Below are 25245 nucleotides of genomic sequence, written 5' to 3'. Positions count from 1 at the left end.
GAACGGTGGCCTTATCCCGCGAATTGAATGGTGAAATGTGTTCGCCGGATACATATAAGACATAGATAAATCTAGCGTTCCCATATAAAAAGAAGGGTCAACAACGCCATGCAATTCCTTGCTCATCAACGTGGGCCGGCCTCCCTATTGGCCGCGATTTTCCTTGTGACCGCATGTGGCGGAGGCGGCGGTGGCGATGGCGCCGCGGCACAGTCGTCCACGCCGCAGGCGCAAGCCTATACGCCGCTGTTCACCTCCGATACGCCGCTCATGGAGCAGATCCAGTATCGCGAACCGGACGGCACACTCGTGACCTTGATGGGCTCTCGCCCGACCGAGCGTCACGCGCGCGAGCGCGGGGAACCATGGGACGCGCCCGATGCGGGTCCCGGCCGCTACCTGACGTTTCCGACGTTCTACTTTCAGAACCGTACGTTCGGCATCGAGATTCGCGACGGCGTGCCTGCCGGCCGCCAGCGCATCGAGATGTACCTGCGCGTCAACCAGGGCATCTTCGATGGCACCACGTTCAGTCTCTTCCGCAATGTGCTCGACCCCACGGTGCGCGACTACGGTTGGTCGCTGAACTATGGCTTCAATAATCCGAAGGAAGGTGGGCTGCCGATCTGCCGCGAGGCCCAGCCACGCGAAGACTGCATGATGGTCGTCGATTCGAACTGGCGTACGGATCCGCATAGTCCGCTGAAGATTGGCGACAAGGTCGAACTTGCGCCGGCGCCGAGGCTCAAGCGCGATCCGGTCGTCGATGGCGGGGGCAGCCGCTACTATTCGTTCGAACAGCTCTACATCGTGGGCGTGGGCATGCGCCCGTGGTACGGCATTGCGCCCAATCTCGACTCCGAGCCGTTGCCCGACGACACGCTGCTGGGCGGCCAGGCCAGCATTTCGTACAACTACTCGGAGGAGCCGATGCGGGTCTTCCAGCAGATGGCGAACAACATCGGCATTGCCAATACGCAGCGTTTTGTCGAAGGTCGCCGCCTGTTCCACACGTCGTTCGCGGATGGCACGCACTCGGAGCACGACAAGGACAACCCGGTATTCACGGCGCACATCGGCCAGCTCGGCCCGCGCTACAACCAGCCGCGCTGCATCGAGTGCCATACCAACAACGGGCGCAGCAAGGCGTCGGGCATTGGTGCCGGGCTTGATACGATATCGTTCCTGACGGCAACGGCCGATGGCAAGCCGGATCCCGTCTATGGCCACAACGTGCAACAGCATGCGCAGAACCCCGCCGCGCCTGCCTATGACGTGACCGTGCAGTCGTACGAGACGACGGTGCGCACATTGCCCGAGGGCGAGAAGGTGGAACTGGTCAAGCCGGTCTATGCGTTCAAGGGCCCCACGCCGGCGAGCTTTTCGACGCGCCAGGCGCCGCAGGTCATCGGCATGGRCCTGCTCGAGGCCGTTGCCGAACCAACCATTCTCGCCCTGGCCGATCCGGACGATGCCAATGGCGACGGCGTGAAAGGCGTGCCGAACTTCGTCGTCGATCCGGAGACGGGCAAGACGCACCTTGGCCGGTTCGGCTGGAAGGCCTCGAAGGGAAGCATCCGGCAACAGGCGGCGGATGCGCTGATGAAAGACATGGGYGTCACCTCGCCGRTMYTGCCGGATCGKGGTTGCCAGCGYGGYGCGCCGGATTGCCGCGGSTCGACCGTSCCCWCCTCGGTCAGCGAGACYGARCTGCAGCGCCTGTCGAMCTATCTGTCGCTCATCGGCGTGCCCGCCCAGCGCAAGCTGCGCAGCGGCTTCCCGGATGGCGTGCGCGTGTCGCCCGAGCATGATGTCGACCCGCCATTGATCGCACGCGGCGGCGATCTGTTCACGCAAGTCCGCTGCGTGGCCTGCCACACCCCGACCATGAAGACCGGCAATACGCACCCGTTTGCCGAACTGCGCGAACAGACGATCCATCCATACAGCGATCTGCTGCTGCACGACATGGGTCCGGGGCTGGCCGACACGCTGGCGGAAGCACGCGCCTATCCCAGTCAATGGCGGACCGCGCCGCTGTGGGGCATTGGGTCGCTGCGCTTTGTCCAGGGCGCCGACACCAGTGTGCGCCTGCTCCATGACGGTCGGGCGCGCAGCCTGGCGGAAGCCATCCTCTGGCACGGGGGGGAGGCGACGGACAGCCGCACGCGCTACGAGGCCCTCCCGAAGGACGACCGCAACGCGATCGCAGCGTTTCTGCAGTCCTTGTAATCCGGGTCGCCTGCTCGCTCCCGCAGATTGGCGTGAGCAGGCTCTCACAGTCTTCTTTCGGAATTTCCAATGAATGCGCGCAACGTGATCGGCCACGGTCTGCTGGCCATGGCGATGGCCTTCGCCATGGCGGCATGCGGTGGCGGCGAGGATGCCTCCGCACCGAACAGCGGCAACGGAGCCGCCGGCAATGGGGGGAGCATCGCACCCGCCACGCCTGCCACGCCGCCTGTATCGACGCCAACCATCAACAAGAGCGCCAAGCGAGGCGTGGTCTACGATCTGGCCAGCGCGGCCGACTTCGCCGCTCTCGCACCCGGCGTATCCTGGTGGTACAACTGGGCATCGCAACCGGCTGCCGCGGCGCCTGCCGACGTCAAGGCTGCCTATGGGATGGACTACATTCCCATGCTCTGGAACGGGAGCTTCGACGCTGCCGCCATAGAGGCGTATCTGCGCGCCCATCCAGGGATCCGGTATCTGCTGTTGATGAACGAGCCGAACCTGGTCGACCAGGCCAACCTTGCGCCAGCCGCCGCCGCTGCCGCGTGGCCTCGCTACGAGAGCATTGGCGCCCATACCGGCGTGAAGCTGGTGGGTCCCACCGTGACATGGGGAACAATGCCTGGCTTCGAGGATCCGGTGACGTGGCTCGACGCGTTCTACACGGCGTATCGCGCAGCCAACGGCAACCGGGATCCGCAGATCGACTACCTGGCCTTCCACTGGTATGACTATGGCCTGGGCGGTCAGCTCGATCGCCTTGCCAAATACGGAAAGCCGTTCTGGGTAACCGAGTTTGCCAACTGGCACTCAGGCAGCGATGGCGCGCAGATCGACACGCCGGACAAGCAGAAGCAGCAAATGCAGGACATGGTGGCGACATGCGAGCAGCGCCCCGACGTGTTCCGGTACGCGTGGTTCACGGGTCGATGGGGCAGCGATGTCCATTTCACGGGCCTGCTTGCCGCCGACGGCCAGTTGACGGCGCTTGGCCGGTACTACCTGAGCTTGCCGTACTGATTCGACTCGGGGCCGGTTCCCTGTTAGACCAGCCGCATTCAGCGATAGTGGCCATGGCGCTCCAGCACCTCGATCTTGTAGCCATCGGGGTCCTGGATGAAGAAGAAGCGGGCCAGCAGCGTGTCGCCGTCCTTGAACTCCTTGACGGCAAGCGGCTGGTAGCCGGCCTGGACCAGTTCGGCATGCCGGGCCGCCACATCGTCCACGACGACCGCAACGTGGCCGTAGCCGTCACCATGGGTGTAGGGCTCCTGGCGGCCCTTGTTCCAGGTGAGCTCGATCTCGGCATCGTTCTCGGCATTGCGCAGGTACACCAGCGCGAAATCGGGAAAGTCCAGCGTATGCGACGGCGTCATGCCGAGGACGTCGCGGTAGAACTTCATGGACGCTTCGAGATCGCGCACGCGAATCATCGTATGAATGAACTTGGCCATGGTGATGGGCTCGAGGAGCGTTAGTGGGTGATGCGCGATGGCTTGGGGTGCGGGAACACCTGGGCTTCGGCCGGGCTGTCGGCGGGCCTGGCGCCGCCCTCCAGCCGGTCGCATTTGCGGCGCAGGTAGCGCAGGCAGGTCACGCGCAGGAAGGAGGTGAAGTTCAGCACGTCGCCCCTGTGCCGCAGGATCTCGTCGTGGAACTGCACGATCAGCGCATTGGTGGTCATGCCTTCCTCCGCGGCCAGCGTCGAGAGCGTGTCCCAGACGAAGTTCTCGAGCCGGATGCTGGACTGCACGCCATGAATGCGGATGGAGCGCGTGCGCGATTCGTACAGGATGGGATCGGCGGTGATGAAGAATTCGCACATGGGCGGCTCCTGGCGGGATCGGTGCTGAATGCTCGAGGTGCTCAGATCGAGCGTCGCGAAATCTGCGAAGCGATGTAGTCGGCCTGGCGGATCGCCAGGGTGACAATGGTCAGCGTCGGGTTCTCGGCGCCACCGGTAGTGAACTGGCTGCCGTCACTGATGAACAGGTTGGGGATGTCGTGGGTCTGTCCCCATTTGTTGCAGACCCCGTCCTGCGCACGCGCGCTCATGCGGGCGGTCCCCAGGTTATGGGTCGACGGATACGGTGGTGTGCGGAAGGTCTTGATTGCCCCCACCGCTCCGTAGATGCGTTCGGCCTGGGTATAGGCGTGGGTGCGCATGGCGACATCGTTGTCGTGGTCGTCGAAATGCACGTTGGGCACGTAGTTGCCAAACTGGTCCTTCACGCTGGTGTTCAGCGTGACGCGGTTGCTTTCGCGGGGCATGTCCTCGCCCACCAGCCAGGCGCCGGCCAGGTTGGTGTACCGGTCCATCCACCAGGTGAAGTCCGCGCCCCAGCCGCCGGGGTTCAGGAACGCCGCCATGAACGGGAGGCCGAGCGACAGCGTCTCCAGCTCGTAGCCGCCTGCGAATCCCCGCCGCGTGTCGTTGCGCGCCTCGTCGCGCACGATGCCGGCCATGGTGGTGCCGCGATACATGTGCACCGGTTCGTTGAATGCGGCATAGACCGACCCCGTCATGTGGCGCATGTAGTTGCGCCCCACCTGGCCCGACGAGTTGGCCAGGCCGTCCTTGAACAGGTTCGACGACGACAGCAGCAGGCGCGGCGTTTCGATGGCATTGCCGGCCACGCAGACGATGCGCGCCATCTGGCGTTGTTCCTTGCCGTCCTGGTCGATGTAGACCACGGCGTTGACACGGCCCTTGTCATTGTGTTCGATCCGCGTCACGTGCGATTGGGTGCGCAGCTCGAAGCGGCCGGTGGCGTCTGCCTGGGGCAGTTCGGTGTACAGGGTCGACCATTTGGCGCCGCTCTTGCAGCCCTCGAAGCAGAAGCCGAGCTGCATGCAGCTCGCGCGCCCCGCGCGAGGGCGGCTGTTGATCGCCATGTTGCCGGTGTGCACTTCCTTGTAGCCCAGCTTGGTGGCGCCGTTGTACATGACCTTGAAGTTGTTGTTGCCTGGCAGCCCCGGAATCCCGCTGGTGCGGGTRACGCCCATCTTGTCCTCGGCCTTCGCGTAGTAGGGTTGCAGTTCCTTGAGCGTCAGCGGCCAGTCCATCAGGTTGGCGCCCTTGATCTCGCCATACACCGTGCGCGCGCGGAACTCATGATCCTGCAGGCGCAGCGAGGCGCCGGCCCAGTGCGTGGTGGTGCCGCCCACGGTCTTGCAGGTCCACGCGGGCAGGCCGGCGAAGTCCTTGGCCACGCGCCAGCTGCCCGAGGTGGTGCGCTTGTCCAGCCAGGCCAGCTGGCTGAAGGCCTTCCATTCGTCGTTGATGAAGCTGGCACTGGATTGCTTGCCACCAGCCTCCAGCACCACGACCTTGATGCGCTTGCGGCAGAGCTCGTTGGCCAGCGTGCCGCCGCCCGCGCCAGAGCCGATGATGACCACCACCGAGTCGTCCTTGAAGTCGAACTTCGCCATGCTTGTCTCCTATGTCGAACCCCGGCGCCTGGCCCGGGCCCGCTTTTGTCCGGCACGCCATGGCGCCGGACCGGGATATGCACTTGCCGCGGCGACCTTGTGCGGCGGTCAGCCCATGTAGGGGGCAGGACTGGCTTTGGCCGGCGGATCGGGCAGCCACTTCAGGTCCTGGAAGCCGCGCGCGATATAGCCGCCTTTTTCCCAGGACGAGCCGGGGTAGCCGAAGGTGGCGAATGCCATCTCGTTGTCGTAGAGGGAGGTCACGCACTTGCCGCGCACGGTGTCGAAGAAGGGCTTGCCCTCCAGCGCCTTCACCGCCGCGAGCCGCTGCTCGGCGCCGGCCTTGACGAAGCTGCCGCCGGCCTGCTGGTTCAGCGCGGCAATGCCGTCCTGCAATTGCTTGGCCACCTGCGCGTCGGCGGTGGCGGCCTGGTCGAGGTCCTTGGCCAGCAGCGCGTAGACCGCATCGGGCAGCTTGTCGTGGGGGAATAGCACGCGCCCCATCTGGAGCAGGGTGTCGCCATCGGCCTTGCTCAGCGTCTTGAGCTCGACCGCCCACACGGTGGAGGGCGCCAGCAGCGCCAACGGGCTGCCCACGGCCAACGTGCCGATCAGCACGCCCGTGCCCTTGAGCAGGTTCCTGCGTGTGATGGCGAGTGTCTTGCGGGGCGCGACGGTGCCGCCATCGGGCGCTTGCGCAACCGGGAAAACGGGGATGATTTGCATGGTGGGGGTCTCCAGCGTGTTGGTCGTGGCCGTCCTGTGCCGGCCCGGTACCGCATGGATGCGATGCAGGCGGTTACTTGTCGGGGCTTCCGTCCGGCACCTGCCGCGCCAACACCCTGGCAGCGGCATCCGACAGGCCCGGCCGGGGCGGCATTTCAGGCTGGCCCCGCTTGCCCTTTTTGCGCGCCTGGATGCTGGCGGCCAACATCGCCGGATCCATCCCCTCGTACTTCGCGGCGGCCTCCCTGTACGCAGGCCCGGCCGCCAGCCATGCGCCGCCGGCCAGTGTGGCAGCAGCCTGCTTGCGAATGCCATGCCCGCGCGCTGCCGCGCCAGGGCATGGCGCGGGCCTTCGCGCTGACGATGCGGGGATCGATGTCATGGGGGGAGCTCCTGAATAATCTGCTGTACCCGTTCGGTGCGGGACTGGATTTGACTATAGGAGCAAGCTGGCATACGCGGGTCACAGCCCGCTATTCGCAGGGAAAACCCTGAGGGGCAGCCACGTTGCGCTGGCTATCCCGTTGGCGGCAACGCGCGCCGACTCGCGTGAGCCGGAGCGGCGATTCTGCTGCGCGCCCGCGCACGGCATGCGGGCTGTTGCATAGCAGCAAGAAACCGTGCCGCCGCGTTGCCGTGCCGGGCGGGTTCAGTCAGTCCTTGATGTGTCCCGCCTCGCGCTCGCCGCGATGCCGTGGCGCGAGGCCGGCGGGAACCGCCGCGCCATCCTATGAGAATCGCCTGGAGCCTGCCTTGATTCTCGTCTCAGGCGATGCGCCTCGCGCCTGCCCGGGCCGGGCAATAGCGGGTGAAGCGGCGGCGCAGCGAAGGCAGCCGGTGTTATTCGACCCGGATGCTGCGGGCCTTGACCAGTGCATGCCAGCGCAAGGACTCTGTCTGCAGGAAGCCCGCGAAGGCCTGCGGGGCGTTCCCGACCGGATCGAGCCCGGCCTGCTGCAGCCTGGCACGCACGCCTGGATCGGCAACTGCCTTCTGCGCGGCGTTGGCGATGGCCTGCATGCGGTCCGGTGCGGTGCCCTTGGGCAGGAACAGGCCGTTCCATTCGAGCACTTCGTAATCGGGCATGCCGCTCTCGGCCAGGGTCGGCGTATTGGGCAAGGCCTTCATCCGCGTCCTGGAGGTCACCGCGAGCGCCCTGAGCTTGCCGCCGGTAACGTATTGCAGCGTCGAGGCCGTGTTGCCGAAATAGGATGCGACCTGTCCCCCCATCACATCGGTGAGCGCCGGCGCTCCGCCTTTGTACGGCACGTGCAGCAGCTCGATCCTTGCCTGTTCGTTGAACATCTCCGCGGCAAGATGCGACCCGGTCCCTGCGCCGGCGGACGCGTAGGTCAGCTTGCCGGGCGCCTTCTTGGCCGCGGCAACGAAGTCGGCAACGGACTTGTAGGGTGCGTTTGCTGCTACCACGAGGATCTGCGGCGCGGTTGCCACCAGCGAGACGGGAATGAAATCCCTGGCCGGATCGAACGGAAGCTTGCGCAGGGCCCCGTTGACCGCGAATGCCGATGCGTCATAGAGCACGGTGTAGCCGTCTGGCGTGGCCTTCGCCACGGCGTCGGCGCCGATGACGCCGCCGGCGCCCGGCTTGTTGTCGATGACGATCGTTTGCCCCAGGATCTCTCCCATCTTCTGCGCCACGATACGCGCGGTATTGTCGGCACCGCCGCCCGCCGAGTAGGGCACCACCATGCGGATCGGCTTGTCGGGGAAGGCGAGCGCGCCGAGCGGCAGCAGGGCGGCCAGGATGGCCAGGCTCTTGCCAAGGCCATGCAGCGTCTTTTTCATATTGTCTCCTTTGAGGATGGCCGGCTTATGCGGCCTCGAATCCGTACAGCAAGGCAGGGTTGTCCACCAGGATCTTGCGGCGGACCTCCTCGCTGCCCGACCAATGGGTGAGCAAGTCGTACAGCAGCGCATCGTCCGGCTTGTGCCGGGTCTCCGTGGGGTGAGGCCAGTCGCTGCCCCAGACCAGTCGGTCGGGGGCGGTTCGCACCCATGCCATTGCCACCGGATCGATATCCGCATAGCGCCCGGCGGCGCCGGCGAGGGAGTCGAGGTAGGCGCCGGACAGCTTCAGCCAGGCCTTGCCGCCATCCAGCAGGCCGGACACGACGGCAAACGCGGGGTGGGCAGTTCCCCCGGGCAGGGGCAAGCGGGCCAGGTGATCGAAGACCAGGGGGGTGTCCAGCCGCGACAGCAAGTCACGGTGTCCGACGATCTGGTCCGCGGTCCAATGCAGCTGCAAATGCCATCCGAGCCCGGCGACGCGGCTTGCAAGGGATTCCACCATGTCGAATCCCACCACGGCGTGTGCCGCCGTGTAGAGCGAAAAGCGTATCCCCCGGATGCCGCCCGCGTGGAGCGCGAGCAACGCATCGTCCGTGATATCGGGCCGTATCACCGCGACGCCGCGCGTGCTGGCGGCGCCCAGCCGCCGGATCGCGTCGAGCGTGGCGCTGTTGTCCGTCCAGTAGCAGCGCGGCTGCACGATGACCGCGCGGGTGGTGCCGGTCAATGCCTGCACGCGACGGTAGTCTTCCACCGTGGCCTGCGCCAGAACCGGGGCGACCGCGGCGAAACGCGTGTCGTAGATGTGCAGGTGGGAGTCGCAGGCATCGGCGAGCGCCGCGCTGCGCGGGGCGCCAGTCGCCGAGCTGTTGGGCACCAGCGGCACCGGCGGCACCAGCGGCCCGGTGCGGCCCGCCATGGGATCAGGCATCGCGTCCCAGCCTGTCCGCTGCGTCGCGGACCTTGTCGCCATGCTGATCGAGCGTAGGCGCGGCGAATGGCTCGGGGCCGGGCGTACGGCCGAACCTGATGGCGCGCGTGAAGCCGCGATAGCGGCCGACCACGGGGTGGTCGAACGTGGTGACCATGTCCTCCGCGGCGACCTGCGGGAAGTCGAACATGTCTTCCACCGAGCGCGCGGCCGCGCATGGAACTTCTTCGCCGAACACGGCTTCCCAGTCCAGGGCCGTCCGTCCCTCCAGGGCGGCGTGCAGCCGGGGCACGATTTCCTCTTGGTGCTCGGCTCGCTTGCGCACGGTATCGTAGCGGTCGGTCGACAGCAGCTCGGTCAGGCCGGTCTTCTCGCACAGCGCCTTCCAGAAATGCGGGGTATTGGCGGAGATGTAGATATAGCCCTCTCTGGTGGGATGGATGCCCGTGATCCCGCCGGAGCGCATGTCGCGCCCGACCTCCCGGGGTTCCGAGTCGGCCCACACCATCCGTGCCGACTGCATGGTCAGCGCCGCACGCAGCAGCGACACGCCCACATATTGCCCCACGCCGCTCTTCTCGCGCTCGTAGAGCGCCGAGCCAACCGCTCCCGCGACCAGCGCCGCCGCGTAGTAATCGACCACGGAGCCGTACAGGATCTCCGGCGGGCCGCCGTGCTTGCCCTGCAGCGTGCACATACCCGTCATGGTCTGCAGCACCTGGTCGTAGCCGGCCTTGTCCTTGAGCGGGCCCGTCTCGCCGTAGCCGGTGACGGCGCAGTAGATCAGGCGCGGATTGATGGCGCGGAGCTGCTCGTAGCCGATGCCGAGCCGGTCCGGGACGCTGGGGCGGAAGTTGTGGACCAGGATGTCCGCGTTGCGCACCAGCGCAAGCAGCCGCTCCAGGCCGGCCGGATCTTTCAGGTCGAGCACCACGCCCAGCTTGCTTCGGTTGACGCCCAGGAAGGCCCGGCTCTCGGCTTCCAGCGTCGAAGGATACTTGCGCAGGTTGTCGCCCGCCGGCGGTTCGACCTTGAGGACCTCCGCGCCCTGGTCCGCGAGCAGCGAGCAGCCATACGGGCCGGCGATATAGGCGCTCAGGTCGAGCACGCGCACGCCGCTCAGCGGGCCAGGCTGTCCTGGCCGCGATGCGCCGAATGCGCCGAATGCGCAGTCTGCGGCAGTCATGTTGGTTTGCATAAAGCCTCCGGATGCGGATGGAAACTCAGTCCGCGACAATGTTCTGCTGCCTGGCAAGCTGCTTCCACCTGGCGACATCGGCGGCGATGGTGTCGGCGAATTGCCTGGGGGTGACGGGTTTTGCCTCGGCGCCTTCCTTGAGGATGGCGGCCTTGACGGATGGCTTGGCCAGGGCCGTGTTCACTGCCGCATTGAGCCGGTCGACGACCGCCGCGGGTGTGCCCGCGGGCGCGAGAAAGCCCCACCAGAGTTCAAACTCGTAGCCCGGGACGGCGCTGGCCATGGGGACCAGGTCCGGCGCGATGGGGCTGGGCTTCAGGCTGGTGATGCCAACGGCCCGGACCTTGCCGGCCCTGACCATGGGCAGCAGCGAGGGGCCGCTCGAGATCAGCACCTGCGTCTGGTTGCCGATCAGGTCGGTGATGGCTGGCCCCATGCCGCGGTAGGGCACATGTGTGATGGCGAGTTTCCCGGCCCTGGCCTTGAGCAGTTCCGTGCCGAACTGATTGACGCTTCCGGGGCCCGAAGACGCATAGTTGAACTTGCCCGGATTGGCCCGGATCGCGTTGACCAGATCCTGCGGCGTCCTGGCGGGAAAGTCATTGCTGACCGCCACGATGAAGGGGCCCTGGGCCAGCATCGCTACCGGCGCAAAGCTCTTGATCGCGTCGTAGGGCAGCTTGCTCTGTATGGCCGCGTTGGTCGTCATGCTCGAGGACACCGCGACCAGGGTGTAGCCATCGGACGCCGCCTTTGCCACGATCCCGGTACCGGTGTTGCCGCTTGCGCCGGGCCGGTTGTCGATGATCACCGGCTGCCTGAGCTCCTCGCCGATTTCCTTCGCCACGATCCGCGCGAAGGTGTCATTGGAGCCGCCTGGCGGATAGGGAACGACGATGGTGATGGGCTTGGACGGATATTCCTRCGCGGCGTGCGCATGGGGCGACGCGGCCAGCGTGCCGGACGCGGCGATCAGCGCGAAATATGCGGCGGCATGGCTTGACGTTGAGGTCTTCACGGTCTGTCTCCTGTATTTCTTGTGTGTATTGCCGCTTCAGGCCGCGACCAGTCCCAGTCGCCTGCCGATATCGACGATGGCCTGCGCCCGCCGCACGAAGGGCGCGTCGATCATCTTCCCGTCGACGACATAGGCGCCGATCCCCTTTTCCTGCGCCTGGGCGGCGGCCTGCACAACCCGCAGCGAATGCGCGATCTCCTCGTCGGACGGGCGATAGACCTCGTTCGCGAGTGCGATCTGGCTCGGGTGGATGCAGCTCTTGCCGACAAAGCCCATCTGCCTGGACATTTCCGCCTCGGCCCGGAAGCCCGCGGCGTCCCGGATGTCGGCGAACACGGTATCGCAGGCAAAGACATTGGCTTCGGCGGCGGCCATCCGCACGGCGAACATGGCCGCCGCGATGGCTGCCGGGTTGCGTCGATGGATGCCCGCAGGCTCGAAGAGATCCCCGAGCCCGAGCTGGAGCCCCGCGACACGCGGATGCGCGCAAGCCAGCTCGGCGGCGCGACGCAGCGCCGCCGGCGACTCGATGTTGAGCAGCAACCGGACCTTGGCGTCGGCCTCGGTGAAGCCGTTGGCCCGCTCCGCCTGCTCGACTGCCAGCGCCGCGCGGCGGACGTCATCGGCGGATTCCGGCTTCGGCACGTTCACCAGATGCAGTCCGGGCACCACGACAGCAGCAAGGTCCGCCTCGAAGTGCGCCGTGGCGATGCCGTTGACGCGAACGATCAGCACCTTGCCGGCCGCCCGTGCCTCGCTGGACCGCAGGAGCCGTGACAGGAGGGATCTGGCATCGGCCTTCCTCTCCTCGGCGACCGCGTCTTCCAGGTCGAAGGACAGGGCATCCGCGTCGCCTGCCAGCGCCTTCGGGAAGAACTCGGGGCGCGACCCGGGGACGAATAGCTTGCTTCTCATGGCCAACACCGTTGTTCTGTGGGAATGCAGTGCAGTGTGGGACATGCGATAACGAAGATAAACTATGCTTTTCTATATTCGTACAATAGAGAATCTATGGAAACCGCATATCTCAGGGCGTTTTCGCTGGTCGCCGGGACAGGGTCGCTGGCCGAAGCCGCACGACGGCTTGGCGTCACGCCGGCGGCGATTTCCCAGCAGATCCAGGTGCTCGAGCGAGAACTCGGGACCAAGCTGCTCGGGCGGGCCGGCAGGACCGTGGCGCCCACGGAGTCGGGGCGCCGTCTTGCCGAGCGCTGCGTATCGCTGCTCAGGGAGGTCGATGGCCTGCGCGGATGGGTGAACCAGGCCGACGAGGTGCGCGAGCTTCGCATCGGAACCATCAACACCGCGCTCCACAGCCTTCTGCCGGATGCGCTCGCGCGCTTCACGGCAGAACATCCCGGCGTGTCGGTCTACATACAGTCGGCGATGTCGGGCGAGCTTTACGACGCGATCAAGCAGTCGGAGCTCGATGCCGCCGTCTGCCTGCATCCGCCTTTCCCGATCCCGAAAGCCATCGCCTGGCAACTGTTGCGCCAGGAGCCGCTGGTGGTGCTGGCCGCGGAGCGCGACCGGCGCGTCGCGGCGCATGAGCTGCTGCGGACCAGGCCGCTTATCCGCTATGACCGGAACCTCGGCGGAGGGAGGCAGGCCGACGAGTACCTGCGCAAGGCTGGCATCGTGCCATCGCAAGAGCGCTTCGAACTCAGCTCCCTGCTCGCGATCGCGATGATGGTGGATCGCGGCCTGGGTGTCTCGCTGGTTCCGGATATCGCGTCGCCGCTCACCTCGGCGCTGCGTATCGTGAAGCTTGCGTTGCCGTCGGAGCCGGAGCCGCGCCGGTTCGGCGTGCTCTGGCGAAGGACGTCGCCGCGCGCCGCCCTGATCAGATCGTTCCTCGAGCAGGCCCGCCTCGCGGCGCGGACCTGAAGCGGGCACAGGCCTGTGGCACATCCGCGAACGCCGCCGGATGTGCACCATCGTGTCGCCACGCGGTCGGCCGGCACGAGGTGCGCCTCAAGGCTGCGGCCGTGTCGTTTCCGGCATCCGGCCACGGCGCCTGCCGCGCGACCGGTGCGCGACCGGTGCGCATCTGCGCCGCGCTACTACTATGCTATGGACAGACGAGGAGGATGCCCGGCGCGCAAGCGGATGGCCGCGTCTTCCGGGCCCTTCGCGGCGGCGCCGCCGGCAGGCGCGCCACCTGTGGCGCAATAGCGGCTTGGCCGCGGCGCACGGTCCACGCCACGCGGACGCGGCTGCCGCTCGCATTCGAGTCATGGCATTCAGTTCTGGAGGTGCCGCCATGCCACGCGCTTCACATTCCCTTCCCAGGCTGGGCGGTCCCCTTTATCTGACGGATGGCGGGCTCGAAACCACCCTGGTGTTCCTGGAGGGGATCGAGCTGCCATGCTTTGCGGCGTTTCCGCTGGTACTGACCGATGAGGGGCGCCAGCGGCTCGGGCATTACTTCGCGCCATACCTTCGCACGGCCGCCGAGCGCGGCCTGGGCTTTATCCTCGATACCCCGACCTGGCGGGCGAACCCCGACTGGGGCAAAAGGCTCGGCTTCTCGCCTCAGGCCATTGCCGACGCCAACCGCCGCTCGGCGGCGTGGGCCGCCGGGCTCGGACAAGCCCATGCCACGGCAACGACGCATATCGTCATCAACGGCGTGGTGGGCCCGCGCGGGGACGGCTACGAGGTCAGCGCCCGCATGAGCGATGCTGAAGCGCAGCAATATCATGCCTTGCAGATCGAGGCGCTCTGCGACGCGGGGGTGGACATGATCACCGCCGTCACCATGACGTATCCGGAAGAGGCGATCGGCATCGTGCGTGCCGCCAGGGCAGTCAATGCGCCGGTGGTGGTGTCCTTCACCGTGGAGACGGACGGCAGGCTGCCGTCGGGCGACGCGCTGGGCGAGGCGATCGGGCGCGTCGACCGGGACACCGCCGACGGGCCGCTCTACTACATGATCAACTGCGCGCACCCGAGCCACTTCGATGGCGTGGTGTCGGGCGGGACCGGGTGGGCCGGGCGCATCGGCGGCGTGCGGGCAAACGCATCCACCAAGAGCCACGCGGAACTCGACGAGTCCGACACGCTTGACCCGGGCGATCCCGCCGACCTTGCCGGGCGCTACCTGGGGCTGTGCCGGCACCTGAAGCAACTCGCGGTGGTTGGCGGCTGTTGCGGCACCGATCACCGGCATATCGTCGCGATCTGTGACGCCTTTGCGCAGAATCCCCGCGCGCGCCAGGGCGGCGCCGGCGCCTGATAGCGCGTCCGTCGGGCCGGGCTACAGCCGCGCCCCGAGCCGCCCGAGCACGCCGAGGCCGGGCTGGCCGCCAAGCGCCTCGGAGATGTCCGCCGCCGCCGCAATCACCAGCGCGGCGCACGCGCCCAGGTCCGCCTGGCGCACGCGCTCGGCCGGCCCTGAAATGCCCACCGCGGCGATCACGGTGCCGCGCGAGTCCAGGATCGGCGCCGCCACACCCCATACGGTCTCGCGCCATTCGCCGCGATTGACGGCGTAGCCCTGCTCGCGCACCGTGCGCATTTCCTTCATGAAGGCCGCCGGCCGCGCGATGGTATGCGGCGTTTGCGGCTGCAGGTGGCGCGCCATCTCCGCGAGCACCGATTCCCCGGCAAACGCCAGCTGTGCCTTGCCCGTCGCCACGCAGTACGCCGGTGCACGGCCGCCGATCTGCGTGTACGCGCGCACGGGCGCCAGGCTTTCCACCTTGTGCACGTACACGACCTCGCCGCGGTCCAGCACGGACAGGTGCACGCTCTCGCCGGTCCGATTCAGCAGCGCCTCCATCTGGCGCTCGGCGTGGCGGCGCAGGTCCAGCCGCGCCAGCACCGCCGAGCCCAGCTCCCATAGCTTGATGGACGCCGAGTATGTGCCGCTGTCCTCGTCGCGAATCACATAGCGCAGCCCGGTCAGCCCTTGCATGAGCCGGTGCACATTGCTTTTCACCATGCCGAGTTCGGTGGCGATCTGGGTCAGGTTGAGGGGGCGGTCGGCGCGCGAGAGCAATTCCAGCACGGCCAGCCCCTTGAGCAGGGTGTTGTTCATGTTCCCGAATATAGAACACTCGTACCGCTTTTGAGAAAGTGTGCCTGTGTTCGATACATCGACAGGCAGACCTGCATGGCCGGCGCCACCGCCAATGATGGCAGCCCGGCCGGGCCACCATCCGGTGCGGACCGGCGCTGGCGCGGCATCTGGCATATTTGTCCGGTTGCGCCCGGCACTATCGAGCCGGTGCACACGGTGAATGCACCGGCCGCATAAGCATGGCGCTTGGAGAAAAGCCGGCTTAATCTTGCGCTCCTGACCTGACCAGCAAGGAGCCCAGATGTCGGCCAGCCCGTTGTTTGAACCGTTCCAGTGCAAATCCCTTCGCTTGAAGAACCGGATCGTCATGGCCCCCATGACCCGCTCCTTCTCGCCGCGCGGTGTGCCTACCGCGGACGTTGCCGCCTACTACGCGCGCAGGGCGGCGGCGGAGGTGGGCCTGATCGTGACCGAGGGCACCGCGGTGGAACGCCAGGCGGCGAAGAACGACCCGGACGTGCCGGATTTCCATGGCGAGGCACTGCCGGCCTGGCGCAGCGTGGTGCAGGCGGTGCACGGGCAGGGCGGCGTGATCGCGCCCCAGTTGTGGCATGTCGGCGCCGTGAGGGGCCGCCATGAACACTACAAGCCGCAGCCGGTAGATTCGCCGTCCGGCATGTCGAGGCCCGGCAAGGTCTTCGGTGCGCCCATGACCGAGGAGGCCATTGCGGATACGGTAGCGGCATTCGGGCGCGCGGCCAGGGATGCGGTGGCACTGGGTTTCGATGCCATCGAACTGCACGGCGCGCATGGCTATCTGATCGACCAGTTCCTCTGGGCGGGCACCAACACGCGAGCAGACCAATGGGGCGGCCAGAGCCTGGCCGAGCGGGCGCGCTTCGCGGCGGCGATCGTGCGCGAGACGCGCAGGGCCATCGGCCCCGACGTACCCCTGATCATTCGCCTCAGCCAGTGGAAGCAGCAGGACTACACCGTGCGGCTGGCCGCGACGCCGGAAGAGATGCGGCAATGGCTCGAGCCGCTGGCGGACGCCGGCGTGGACATCTTCCACTGCTCGCAGCGGCGCTTCTGGGACGCGGAATTCGACGGCTCGGACCTGAACTTCGCCGGCTGGGCGAAGAAGCTGACCGGCAAGGCCGTCATCACGGTTGGCTCCGTTGGCCTGAGCGGCGATTTCATCGGCGCATTCGGCGGGGAGAGTTCCCGCCCGGCCTCGATCGAGGCGCTGCTCGARCGCCTCGACCGCGGCGAGTTCGATCTGGTGGCGGTCGGACGCGCGCTGCTGGCGGACCCGGAATGGGTGGTCAAGATCAAGGAGAACCGGACCGCGGAGCTCGGTGATTTCGAGCGCGCCAGCATGGCAACGCTGTACTGAGCAGGGCCGGCCCTTTCTGGGGGAATCGGGGGAGGGCCGGCCGGGACGCATCGGGCAGTTGCGCGCCGCGAGTGCAATGGCAGGCACTGACCTGGCGATACGGCACTGCCCCGCGTCACATTGAGACGATGGGGCAAACGATTGCGGGTTCCTGTCGGTGCCGGCGCGGCCGGTCTAAGTACAATGCTTATCATTTCCATTTGAAAAGCATCGTATGCGGACGACCGTGAAATTCTGCTGGATCGGCGCGCTGTGCTGGGCGTTGCTGGCCGGAGCCGCCACGGCCCAGCCCGTGGCACCCGTCGCCGACGCGAAGCAGCTCTGGCAATTGCTCGACTATGTCGCGGTCGACTACCACGGCGCGGTCGCCAATGGCGCGGTGGTCAGTGACAGCGAGTACCGCGAGATGCTGGATTTTGCCGAGGACGCGGCCCGGCAGGCCAGGGCGCTGCCCGATGGCGCGGCCAAGGCCAAGATCGCGGGGATCATCGAACAGTTGCGCGCCGCCATCGTGCGCAAGGCCGATGCCGCCGAGGTGGCGGGCCTTGCGCACCAGGCCAACGCATTGCTGGTCGGTGCGTATGCGATACCGGTCTCGCCGGCGAAGCCGCCGGAACTGGCCCGGGGAGCGGCGCTCTTCGCCGCGCAGTGCGCGGCCTGCCACGGCGCGGCCGGTGCCGGCGACGGTCCGTTGGGCGCCAGGCTGGAGCCGCCACCGATTGCCTTCACGGATGCGGGGCGCGCGCGCTCGCGCAGCCTCATGGCGCTGTACCAGGCCATCACCCAGGGTGTGAAAGGCACGGCGATGCCGGCCTTTGCGACCTTGCCGGACGAAGACCGCTGGGCGCTCGCCTTCTTCGCCGGCGGCTTGTCGCACAGCGACGCCATGCGCGAACGCGGCAAGGCGCTGTGGAAATCCGATGCCGCGGCCCGGGAGGTCTTTCCCGATCTCGGCGCCATGACAGGCGCGACCGAGGCCGAGGCGGCGCGCAAGCTGCCCGAGGGCAGCGCGCGTGACGTGATGGCCTATCTGCGCGCGCACCCGGAAGTCATCAATGCGGGCAAGCCGTCCGGTCTTGCCCTGTCCCGCCAGCGCCTGCAGGAAAGCGTTGCCGCGCTGCGCGCGGGCGAACGCGACAATGCGTCGCGCTTTGCGTTGTCGGCCTACCTGGATGGCTTCGAGCCGATCGAGCCGACCGTGGGCGCGCGGAACAAGGCGCTGCTCGCCGAGGTCGAGGAGGCCATGCTTAGCTACCGCTCCGCCATCTCGAAGGGGACGCAGCAGGAGGCAGAGCAGGGCGCACAGCGGCTGGAACAATTGTTCGGCCGGGTCGAGCGCGAGCTGGAGGATACGCCCGCCAGCCCGACGGCGACCTTCCTGGGTGCGCTGACGATCCTGCTGCGCGAAGGCCTGGAGGCGCTGCTGATCGTGGTCGGCATGGTTGCGGTGCTCAAGCGGGCCGATCGCCGCGACGCACTGCGCTACGTGCACGGCGGATGGATGGCGGCGCTGGTGGCGGGCGCGCTGACCTGGGCGGCGGCAACCTACCTGGTCACCATCAGCGGCGCCAGCCGGGAACTGACCGAGGGGGTCGGATCGGTCTTCGCCGCGCTCGTGCTCCTGAGCGTCGGCCTGTGGATGCACCAGAAGAGCAGCGCCGGCCGCTGGCAGGCTTACCTAAAGGAGAAGCTCTCGTCGGCGATGGACCGGCGCTCCGCGTGGGCGCTGTTCATGCTGTCGTTCGTCGCGGTCTACCGGGAAGTGTTCGAAACCGTCCTGTTCTATTCCGCCCTGGCGGCGAACGGCAGCCATGCGGCCTTGCTGGCAGGCTTTCTCGCCGCCGCCCTGGTCCTGGTCGTGGTGGGCTGGATCCTGCTTCGCACCAGCGCCCGCATCCCGATCGGCAAGTTCTTCTCCGTGACGTCGATACTCGTCGGCGTGCTGTCCGTGGTACTGATCGGCAAAGGCGCGGTGGCGCTGCAGGAAGCCGGCTGGATCGGCGCCACGCCGATCGACGGACCGCGGCTCGATATCCTCGGCTTGTTTCCCACGGTGCAGACCCTCGGCGCGCAGCTTGCCGTGCTGGCGATCGTGCTGCTCGGGTTTGGCTTCAATGTGATGACGGCGCGCAAGTCCGGGGCGAAATGAGCATGCACCGACGCGAGGCGCCGGACCGTCCGGCTGCTGAGGCGGCGCTGGTCCGGCACGACGCGCCGGCAGAGGGTGGCCGGCGTCGCCTTGCCCGGCGGGTGCCTCGTCAGTGCGTGCCGGGCCACAAGGCGGACGTTGCCGAGAAATCCGCCTCTTCGCCGGCAATTGCCCTCAGGTTCGATACCAGCGACCGGGCATCGCCGCCGCGCCAGTGAAAGCAATACTTGAGGTTCTGCGGGGCCGGGGTGCTGGCGAGTTCAGCCAGCTTGCCGGCGCGGACGAGCGGCGCGACGTAGGCGCGCGGAAACAGGCTGATGCCCACGCCGGCGATCACCAGCGCGATCAGCGCCGCCAGGCTGTTGCACACGACGGCCCGCGAAATGACGATCTGCTGGCTGTCGGCCCAGTTTTCCAGCGCGCGTGACAGGCCGGCCTCGGCGCTGAGCATGATCACCGGATTGTCTTCGAAGTGCGCCGGTGTCAGGACGGTCCCCGGCGCAAGCCGCTGTGGCGCGGCCATCCAGCGGTATTCGAGCTCGCCCAGGACGTCGAAGGAGAGCGCCATCGAGGCAATCGGGCCGGGCACGATCGCAAAGTCCAGTTCGCCCCGCTCGAGCCGCTTTTCCAGGTTTCGCGTGAGGTCGACCTGTGGTTCGAGCACAAGGTTCGGATGCAGGTCGCGCACGCGCGCCACGAAGCGCGGAAACCAGGTCGAGGCGACCAGTTCGCTGATGCCGAACCGGGTGCTGCCGCGTAGCGAAGCCGCCACGTCGAGGTCGGCCCGGATCCGGCTCTCGATGTCCAGCATGCGCATGGCGTGCYCCACCAGTTGCGCGCCGGCATCCGTCAGCACGGCGCGTTGCCCGGTGCGGTCGAACAAAGCCTTGCCGAGGTCGCTTTCCAGCTCCGCGATCCGCTTGGACAGCGTCGATTGCGTGACGTGCAGGCGCTTGGCCGCCACGGAAAAGCTGCTGAGCCTGGCGGCCCAGAAGAACGCTTCCAGCTGTTTGAGTGTCATCGGCATCCTCGCTTGTCGACAGGAACGGAGCGGAACGCATCATATTCCTTTTGTTCATATGCCATATTGAATAATTGTCGCTTTCTTCATCATCCGGTGCTGCGTATCGTTGGCGCATTGTTCGACGATGCCTGGTGAGGAATGACATGAAACGTGGTCTGCGCATATTGCTTTGTGGTCTGCTGGCGTGCGGCTGCGCCGGGGCGTTCGCGGAGTGGCCCAACGACCGGCCGATCCAGGTGTTTGTCGGCTTTGCGGCCGGCGGCGGCACCGACACCATGGCGCGCACCATGGCGCCCTTCATCCAGAAGCACCTGGGCGGCCATGCCACGCTGGTCGTGCAGAACAAGCCGGGCGCCGCGGGAGAGATCTCCAACATCGGCCTGATGCATGCGGCGGCGGACGGCTACACCGTCGGCGTGGTGAACCTGCCCGCCATGGCATTCGGGCCCCTGTACCGCAAGACGCAGTTCGACCCCAATGCGCTCCAGCTCGTCGCCCGCGTGCTGAGCGATCCCACCATTCTCGTCGCCAGGAAGGACATTCCCTACAACTCCCTGGGCGATGTGGTGGCAGCGCTGAAGAAGCGCCCCGGCTCGCTGTCGTTCGGCCATAACGGCGTGGGTACCAACGGCCACCTTGCGCTGTTGCAATTGCAGAATGCCGGCGGCGTGAAGCTGAACGACATTTCCTTCAACGGCACCTCGCAGTCGAAGACCGCGCTGTTCGGCGGCCATATCGATTTTGCCGCCGTCACCACGGGCGAGATGCAGGACGCGGGCAAGGAGGCGGTACCACTGAAGATCCTCGCGCAGATGAGCGACCGGCGTGCCGCCTCGATGCCGAACGTTGCCACCGCGAGGGAACAGGGCATCGACGACGTGATGCCGGCGGAGCGCGGTATCGCCTTGCCGGCGGGCGTTCCGCCGCAACTGGTGGCGAAGCTGAGGCTGGCGATCCAGGCGACGCTCAAGGACCCCGAATACCTGAGGAAGGCGGGCAACGACGCGCCCGTGCTCGCCTATCTGAACGGCGACGAGTGGGCCAGGGAGATCGCGGGCCGCCGGGCGGTCATGCGCAAGCTGGCCGACAGCATGCCGAAGGAGTGATGGCGATGCGTGCAGCAACACCGGCTTCGACGAAGGCGTCCTTGCGCAAGCTGCTCCGGGAGGAGTCCTTTGTCGTCGCGCCCGCGGTGCATGACGTCTTCAGCCTGCGGCTGGTCGAGCAGGCCGGCTATGCGAGCGCATGCATCAGCGGCGCGATGCTCTCGTACGCCATGCTGGGCGTGCCGGATATCGGGCTGCTGAGCCTTACGGAAACGGTCGAGCATTGCCGTCGCCTCGCGCGCGCGTCCTCGATCCCGATCACCGCGGATGGCGACGCCGGCTTCGGCAACGCAAGAGGGGTGCACCACGCCGTGGCGCTGTTCGAGGAAGCCGGCGCGGCCGGGCTCAACCTCGAAGACCAGGTGGTGCCGAAGCGTTGGGGCGCCACGGCGCCGAAGGAAGTCGTCTGCGTGCCCGAGATGGTGTCGAAGATCCGGGCGGCATGCGCAGCCCGCCGCGACCCGGACTTCCTCATCATTGCCAGGACCGATGCTTTCGCCTGCGAGCCGGCGGAACAGGTGATCGCGCGCGCCAGGGCGTATGAGCAGGCGGGTGCGGACCTGTTGCTGCCGATCGCGCCGCGCTCCGGGGAAAACGTGGAAAGGCTGGTCAAGGCACTGGAGATTCCGGTCACGCTCAGCATCGGGACAGGCCTGGCGCCGAGTCCCGCGTCGGCCAGCCTGTCGCTGCAGCGGATCCGCAGCCTGGGCGTGCGCAGGGTGAGCCTGACGACGCTGCTGCCCGGTGCCGCGACCCAGGGCATGGCCGACGGCCTCGACGCCCTGCGCCGCGCACTGCAAGGCGAGATCCCGGGGCCCGGGGATGCGCCGGCGGTGCGGGGCGTGCGCAGCTTCGATGCGCTGTTCGATGCGCCTTCGCAGGCAGCGTTCGAGGCATCGTTGCTTGACGGGCTGCTCCAGGTGCCTTAGCCGCCTTGGCCGCCCGGACTTTCAGTGGCGGCCGGTAGCTGCCACTGGTTGCCGCCGGTTGCCGCCGGAGGGGGGCGGCACGGCCACATGTACGAAGCAAAGACGCAACAGCAAGAAATCGCGACGTTGGCGCATGGCCGCGCGCACCGGCGCACCGCACACTCGGCTCGTGTCCAACGCCATCTCCCATACGCCATGACCCGCCTGCCGATCCAGACCGCAGAAACTGCACCCGAAGCCAGCCGTCCCTTTGTCGACCGCGCCATCGCGAGCAACGGCTTCCTGCCGAACCTGATCGCTGTCCTTTCCAATGCGCCCGCCGCGGTGGAAGCCTACCTGACACTATCGGAGATCAACAGCCGCGGCTCGCTGACGCTGGCCGAGCGCGAGGTGGTGCAGATCACCGCCGCCACCACGCATGGTTGCAGCTTCTGCGTGGCCGGCCATACGGCGATTGCCATCAAGAAGGTGAAATTCGATGCCGACACGGTCGGCGCATTGCGTGCCCAGGCCGCCTTGCCGGACGCCCGCCTCGAGGCACTCGCCGAATTCACCCGCGCGGTGATCCGCGACCGGGGCGCGGTACCGCAAGCCGATTTCGATGCCTTCGTGGCGGCCGGCTTCGGCGCCGGCCAGGCGCTCGAGGTGGTGCTCGGTGTCAGCCTCGCCACACTGTGCAACTTCGGCAACAACCTGGCGCAAACGCCGCTCAATCCCGAGCTGGAAGCCTACCGCTGGACGCGCGCCGCCGCGTGACGCCAGGCGCCACGGGCCGCGCGTCGCGGCCCCTGCGCAATGCGTAGCGGCATGCAGTCCGGGGGTGGGGGAGGCGCCCGGTCCGGTCCCGGACACGTTGCGCTGAAGCTCACGCCGGTGTTCTACGTGGCGCTGGGCAGGATGGCCGGCGGCAAGCCGCCGGTGGACAAGCACCACAGCCATGCGCGGCCGCTGCACGTCGCGCACGCGTCGTCGGCGCCGGCGGCTCCGGCCAGGTAGTCCTTGCCCGGTGCCACCGCCGGAGGATCTCGCCGGGGCAAAAAAAAGCGCAGCGAAAGCTGCGCTTGAAGCAGAACCAGACTGTTGTCACGGAGAGGAGCACAACAAGCTTGCTGCTTCCAGTAAGGACAGAAAAGGACGCTTGCGTTCCACGTCGGGACCCGGGGAGGAGGATGCCGGGCCTTGTGCAGCACGATATCAAGCGGGGCCGCGCGGAAAAAGCCGCCGGACGGGAACACACTGTTCTGCGATTGCCAACAACGGGGCGCCTGGCTGACTTGGCGGACGCTGCGCGCCCTCGCGCATCTGCCGGCCTCTTGTGCCTGACTGCGGGGTCACTTTCGTTTTGTCGTTGGAATCGAGATAAAGAATCCCATTTCCGACCATTTATCCGCGGGCATCCGGCAACCATAATCCCTGCACCGGATACCTTCAGGTGCCGGTTCCCGGCAGGACGATTGTCCGGCCGGGATGGAAAGACACCGAACGCACATCACCGATCCCGGGACCGGGCGTTCCAACCCCCGTCACGAGATCGCCATGTATCCCAGCTCTTCCTCAACCCGCCCGCTGTTGCGCAACGGGGCCGCCTTGCTCCTGATCGCCGCTGCCACCATGTCCGCGGCCTACGCCAACACGCCGGCCACGCCGTCCGACCCATTGGAACCGGTGAACCGCGCGGTCTTCGCCTTCAACGACCATCTCGACCAATATGTGGCCGCGCCGATCGCCAAGGGCTACAAGGCCGTGACGCCCAGCCCCGTGCGCACCGCGGTGAGCAATGTCTACTCCAATCTCTCGGACGTCGGCAACTTCGCCAACAACCTGCTGCAGGGCAAGGGCGTGGCGGCTTCGGAAAGCCTGATGCGCGTGGCGATCAACTCCGTATTCGGCATCGGCGGCCTGATCGATATCGCGACGCCGGCGGGGCTGCAAAAGCACTCGCAGGACTTCGGCCTGACGCTCGGCGCGTGGGGCGTGCCGGCCGGGCCGTACGTTGTCCTGCCGCTGTTCGGGCCGAGCACGGGGCGCGACGGCGTCGGCCTGCTCGCGGACCATTGGCTGGCGCCCGTCAGCTACCTGGATCCCGCCTGGCGCAATAGCGCGACGGATACGGCCATCGTCAACGGGCGCACCAACGTGCTGGGCGCTACCGACCTGCTCTCGCTGGCTGCGCTCGACAAGTACACCTTCGTGCGCGATGCGTATCTGCAGCGCCGCAACTATCTGCTGAGCGACGGCAAGACCGAGCTGCCGGTCTATGACGATCCCGACGCCGGTTCGGCGCTTGCCGCCTCCACTTCCGAGCCGGTGCCGGAGCCGGGAACGGCCGCGGCGCCGGCGCCGGCACCGGCGCAGGGCGGCGACTGACCGGTGCGCGCCGGCCGGACATGAACCAGCGGGCCGCCGCACGGCGGCCGCCTTACCGGAGTGACGAAGATGGACCTGAAGAGTTGTGCAGCCATTGTGTGCGGATGGCTGGTGGTATGCGTGGGTTGTGGCTGGCTGACCGGCGCATTCGCGCAGTGGTTCTCGATGTCGTAAGGGCAGGCCTGACGACTGGCTATTGTCACGGCACAGACGAGTATCCCCGGCCGGAGGCTTTCCCGCGGCCGCATCCAGGCGCATGGTGCCGGCATTCGCTTTTCCCCACGCCCATGCTGCAATCACCTCGTATCAACCGCCCGAGGTCATCGCGGCGATGCTGCTGCCCGGCATTCAACTCGCGCGCAGGCAGCAGGTGCAGGCGGAATGACGGCGGTGCGCTCAGCGCGCCTTGTCTGCGGCCGGGGTGGTGGGGCGCCGCGCGGGCAGGTTGCGGACGATGCAGTCCACCGCCCGCGTGTCGGACTTGCCCTGCCCGAGCCCGCCGGTCACGGAGTCGCGGTACTGGGCCGGCGTGATGCGCTGGTAGTAGAGCCGCGAGGTCTGGTCCAGCCAGTAGACGTAGTCGCTGCCGCCCTGTGCGCCGTTGGTGCGCAGCCATTCGCTGACATTGTTGTCGCCGATCATCATGTTCGGGCATTCGCGCCGCAGGCCGTCCAGGTAGGCGTCGAAACCGCGCGCCTGGATGTTGTCGATGGCGTCCGGCGCGCAGGCGGCGCTCAGCAAGGCTGCACAGGCGGCGGCGAGCCTGGCGAAAGCAGGGAGGCAAGGTGCGGACATGGCGGTAGCAGGATTGTCTGCCATGCGTGAAGGGGTGGCGACGCCGCGGTTGCATGGGCAAGGATAAGCCGGCGTGCCGCCACCGTGGCTGCCTCGCGAAACTTTT

Annotated in this window: 25 protein-coding genes; 12 read left to right on the top strand and 13 right to left on the bottom strand. The window is 67.2% G+C overall.

Translation table 11 applies throughout. The annotated features are described in order from the left end of the window. The first annotated feature begins 165 nt into the window (after positions 1 to 165). Positions 166 to 2232 carry a di-heme oxidoreductase family protein gene (locus AC1DO7_RS02620; protein WP_477115756.1) on the top strand — a complete coding sequence of 689 codons (2067 nt, stop codon included), beginning with the start codon at positions 166 to 168 and terminating at the stop codon, positions 2230 to 2232. A gap of 69 nt (positions 2233 to 2301) precedes the next feature. Continuing rightward, positions 2302 to 3255 (top strand): glycosyl hydrolase, encoded by a 954-nt coding sequence (locus AC1DO7_RS02615; RefSeq protein WP_441620612.1) that lies wholly within the window; start codon positions 2302 to 2304, stop codon positions 3253 to 3255. Positions 3256 to 3293: 38 nt separating this feature from the next. Here the strand turns inward: AC1DO7_RS02615 and AC1DO7_RS02610 are convergent, their stop codons facing one another. From AC1DO7_RS02610 to AC1DO7_RS02565, 10 genes are all read right to left on the bottom strand, one after another. After that, on the bottom strand, positions 3294 to 3689 hold the full coding sequence (locus tag AC1DO7_RS02610; RefSeq protein WP_441620610.1) for a VOC family protein: 396 nt from the start codon (positions 3687 to 3689) through the stop codon (positions 3294 to 3296). Positions 3690 to 3709: 20 nt separating this feature from the next. Continuing rightward, complete coding sequence (locus AC1DO7_RS02605; protein ID WP_441620608.1) at positions 3710 to 4060, bottom strand: ribbon-helix-helix domain-containing protein; 351 nt, start codon at positions 4058 to 4060, stop codon at positions 3710 to 3712. A 41-nt stretch (positions 4061 to 4101) separates the two neighbouring features. Beyond that, positions 4102 to 5667, bottom strand: a complete 1566-nt coding sequence (locus AC1DO7_RS02600; protein WP_477115755.1) for a GMC family oxidoreductase — start codon at positions 5665 to 5667, stop codon at positions 4102 to 4104. A gap of 108 nt (positions 5668 to 5775) precedes the next feature. After that, entirely contained in the window at positions 5776 to 6393 is a 618-nt protein-coding gene (locus AC1DO7_RS02595; RefSeq protein ID WP_441620604.1) for a twin-arginine translocation signal domain-containing protein, read from the bottom strand. A 73-nt stretch (positions 6394 to 6466) separates the two neighbouring features. Next, positions 6467 to 6775 (bottom strand): c-type cytochrome, encoded by a 309-nt coding sequence (locus tag AC1DO7_RS02590; RefSeq protein ID WP_441620602.1) that lies wholly within the window; start codon positions 6773 to 6775, stop codon positions 6467 to 6469. Positions 6776 to 7233: 458 nt separating this feature from the next. Further along, a complete protein-coding gene (locus tag AC1DO7_RS02585; protein WP_441620600.1) occupies positions 7234 to 8199 on the bottom strand; it encodes a tripartite tricarboxylate transporter substrate binding protein in 966 nt (321 codons plus the stop codon). Positions 8200 to 8224: 25 nt separating this feature from the next. Further along, positions 8225 to 9133 carry an amidohydrolase family protein gene (locus AC1DO7_RS02580; protein ID WP_441620598.1) on the bottom strand — a complete coding sequence of 303 codons (909 nt, stop codon included), beginning with the start codon at positions 9131 to 9133 and terminating at the stop codon, positions 8225 to 8227. Beyond that, positions 9126 to 10319: a CoA transferase gene (locus AC1DO7_RS02575; RefSeq protein ID WP_441620596.1), complete on the bottom strand. Its 1194-nt coding sequence runs from the start codon at positions 10317 to 10319 to the stop codon at positions 9126 to 9128. The genes AC1DO7_RS02580 and AC1DO7_RS02575 overlap by 8 nt, the downstream gene beginning before the upstream one ends. Before the next feature lie 37 nt (positions 10320 to 10356). Further along, entirely contained in the window at positions 10357 to 11307 is a 951-nt protein-coding gene (locus AC1DO7_RS02570) for a tripartite tricarboxylate transporter substrate binding protein (protein ID WP_477115757.1), read from the bottom strand. Between the two features lie 78 nt (positions 11308 to 11385). Next, positions 11386 to 12264, bottom strand: a complete 879-nt coding sequence (locus AC1DO7_RS02565) for an HpcH/HpaI aldolase/citrate lyase family protein (protein WP_441620651.1) — start codon at positions 12262 to 12264, stop codon at positions 11386 to 11388. 96 nt (positions 12265 to 12360) lie between these two features. On the opposite strand from AC1DO7_RS02565, the gene AC1DO7_RS02560 reads away from it, so the two are divergent. Continuing rightward, a complete protein-coding gene (locus tag AC1DO7_RS02560) occupies positions 12361 to 13236 on the top strand; it encodes a LysR family transcriptional regulator (RefSeq protein WP_441620594.1) in 876 nt (291 codons plus the stop codon). Between the two features lie 376 nt (positions 13237 to 13612). Then, on the top strand, positions 13613 to 14587 hold the full coding sequence (locus tag AC1DO7_RS02555) for a homocysteine S-methyltransferase family protein (RefSeq protein WP_441620592.1): 975 nt from the start codon (positions 13613 to 13615) through the stop codon (positions 14585 to 14587). Between the two features lie 21 nt (positions 14588 to 14608). Here the strand turns inward: AC1DO7_RS02555 and AC1DO7_RS02550 are convergent, their stop codons facing one another. Next, positions 14609 to 15391, bottom strand: coding sequence for an IclR family transcriptional regulator (locus tag AC1DO7_RS02550; protein WP_441620590.1), 783 nt, complete (start codon positions 15389 to 15391; stop codon positions 14609 to 14611). A gap of 283 nt (positions 15392 to 15674) precedes the next feature. On the opposite strand from AC1DO7_RS02550, the gene AC1DO7_RS02545 reads away from it, so the two are divergent. Together AC1DO7_RS02545 and AC1DO7_RS02540 are read left to right on the top strand one after the other, a co-directional pair. After that, on the top strand, positions 15675 to 16769 hold the full coding sequence (locus tag AC1DO7_RS02545) for an NADH:flavin oxidoreductase (RefSeq protein WP_441620588.1): 1095 nt from the start codon (positions 15675 to 15677) through the stop codon (positions 16767 to 16769). Positions 16770 to 16983: 214 nt separating this feature from the next. Beyond that, complete coding sequence (locus tag AC1DO7_RS02540; protein WP_441620586.1) at positions 16984 to 18918, top strand: FTR1 family iron permease; 1935 nt, start codon at positions 16984 to 16986, stop codon at positions 18916 to 18918. Positions 18919 to 19027: 109 nt separating this feature from the next. Here the strand turns inward: AC1DO7_RS02540 and AC1DO7_RS02535 are convergent, their stop codons facing one another. Further along, a complete protein-coding gene (locus AC1DO7_RS02535; protein WP_477115754.1) occupies positions 19028 to 19939 on the bottom strand; it encodes a LysR family transcriptional regulator in 912 nt (303 codons plus the stop codon). A 146-nt stretch (positions 19940 to 20085) separates the two neighbouring features. Here AC1DO7_RS02535 and AC1DO7_RS02530 point away from each other — a divergent pair, with 146 nt between their 5' ends. The 6 genes from AC1DO7_RS02530 to AC1DO7_RS02505 all read left to right on the top strand — a co-directional run bounded on the left by AC1DO7_RS02530 (position 20086) and on the right by AC1DO7_RS02505 (position 24729). Continuing rightward, a complete protein-coding gene (locus AC1DO7_RS02530) occupies positions 20086 to 21048 on the top strand; it encodes a tripartite tricarboxylate transporter substrate binding protein (RefSeq protein ID WP_441620581.1) in 963 nt (320 codons plus the stop codon). Positions 21049 to 21053: 5 nt separating this feature from the next. Next, complete coding sequence (locus AC1DO7_RS02525; protein WP_441620579.1) at positions 21054 to 21977, top strand: isocitrate lyase/PEP mutase family protein; 924 nt, start codon at positions 21054 to 21056, stop codon at positions 21975 to 21977. 195 nt (positions 21978 to 22172) lie between these two features. Then, entirely contained in the window at positions 22173 to 22733 is a 561-nt protein-coding gene (locus AC1DO7_RS02520; protein ID WP_441620577.1) for a carboxymuconolactone decarboxylase family protein, read from the top strand. A gap of 39 nt (positions 22734 to 22772) precedes the next feature. Further along, complete coding sequence (locus tag AC1DO7_RS02515) at positions 22773 to 22973, top strand: hypothetical protein (protein WP_441620575.1); 201 nt, start codon at positions 22773 to 22775, stop codon at positions 22971 to 22973. A gap of 540 nt (positions 22974 to 23513) precedes the next feature. Beyond that, positions 23514 to 24344: an MlaA family lipoprotein gene (locus AC1DO7_RS02510; RefSeq protein WP_441620573.1), complete on the top strand. Its 831-nt coding sequence runs from the start codon at positions 23514 to 23516 to the stop codon at positions 24342 to 24344. Positions 24345 to 24600: 256 nt separating this feature from the next. Further along, positions 24601 to 24729, top strand: a complete 129-nt coding sequence (locus AC1DO7_RS02505) for a hypothetical protein (RefSeq protein ID WP_441620571.1) — start codon at positions 24601 to 24603, stop codon at positions 24727 to 24729. Between the two features lie 11 nt (positions 24730 to 24740). Here the strand turns inward: AC1DO7_RS02505 and AC1DO7_RS02500 are convergent, their stop codons facing one another. Beyond that, positions 24741 to 25139, bottom strand: a complete 399-nt coding sequence (locus AC1DO7_RS02500; protein ID WP_441620569.1) for a hypothetical protein — start codon at positions 25137 to 25139, stop codon at positions 24741 to 24743. Positions 25140 to 25245: the final 106 nt, after the last annotated feature.

Source organism: Cupriavidus sp. 05N40, from assembly GCF_056397305.1.
This window is presented reverse-complemented; position numbering and strand designations above follow the sequence as displayed.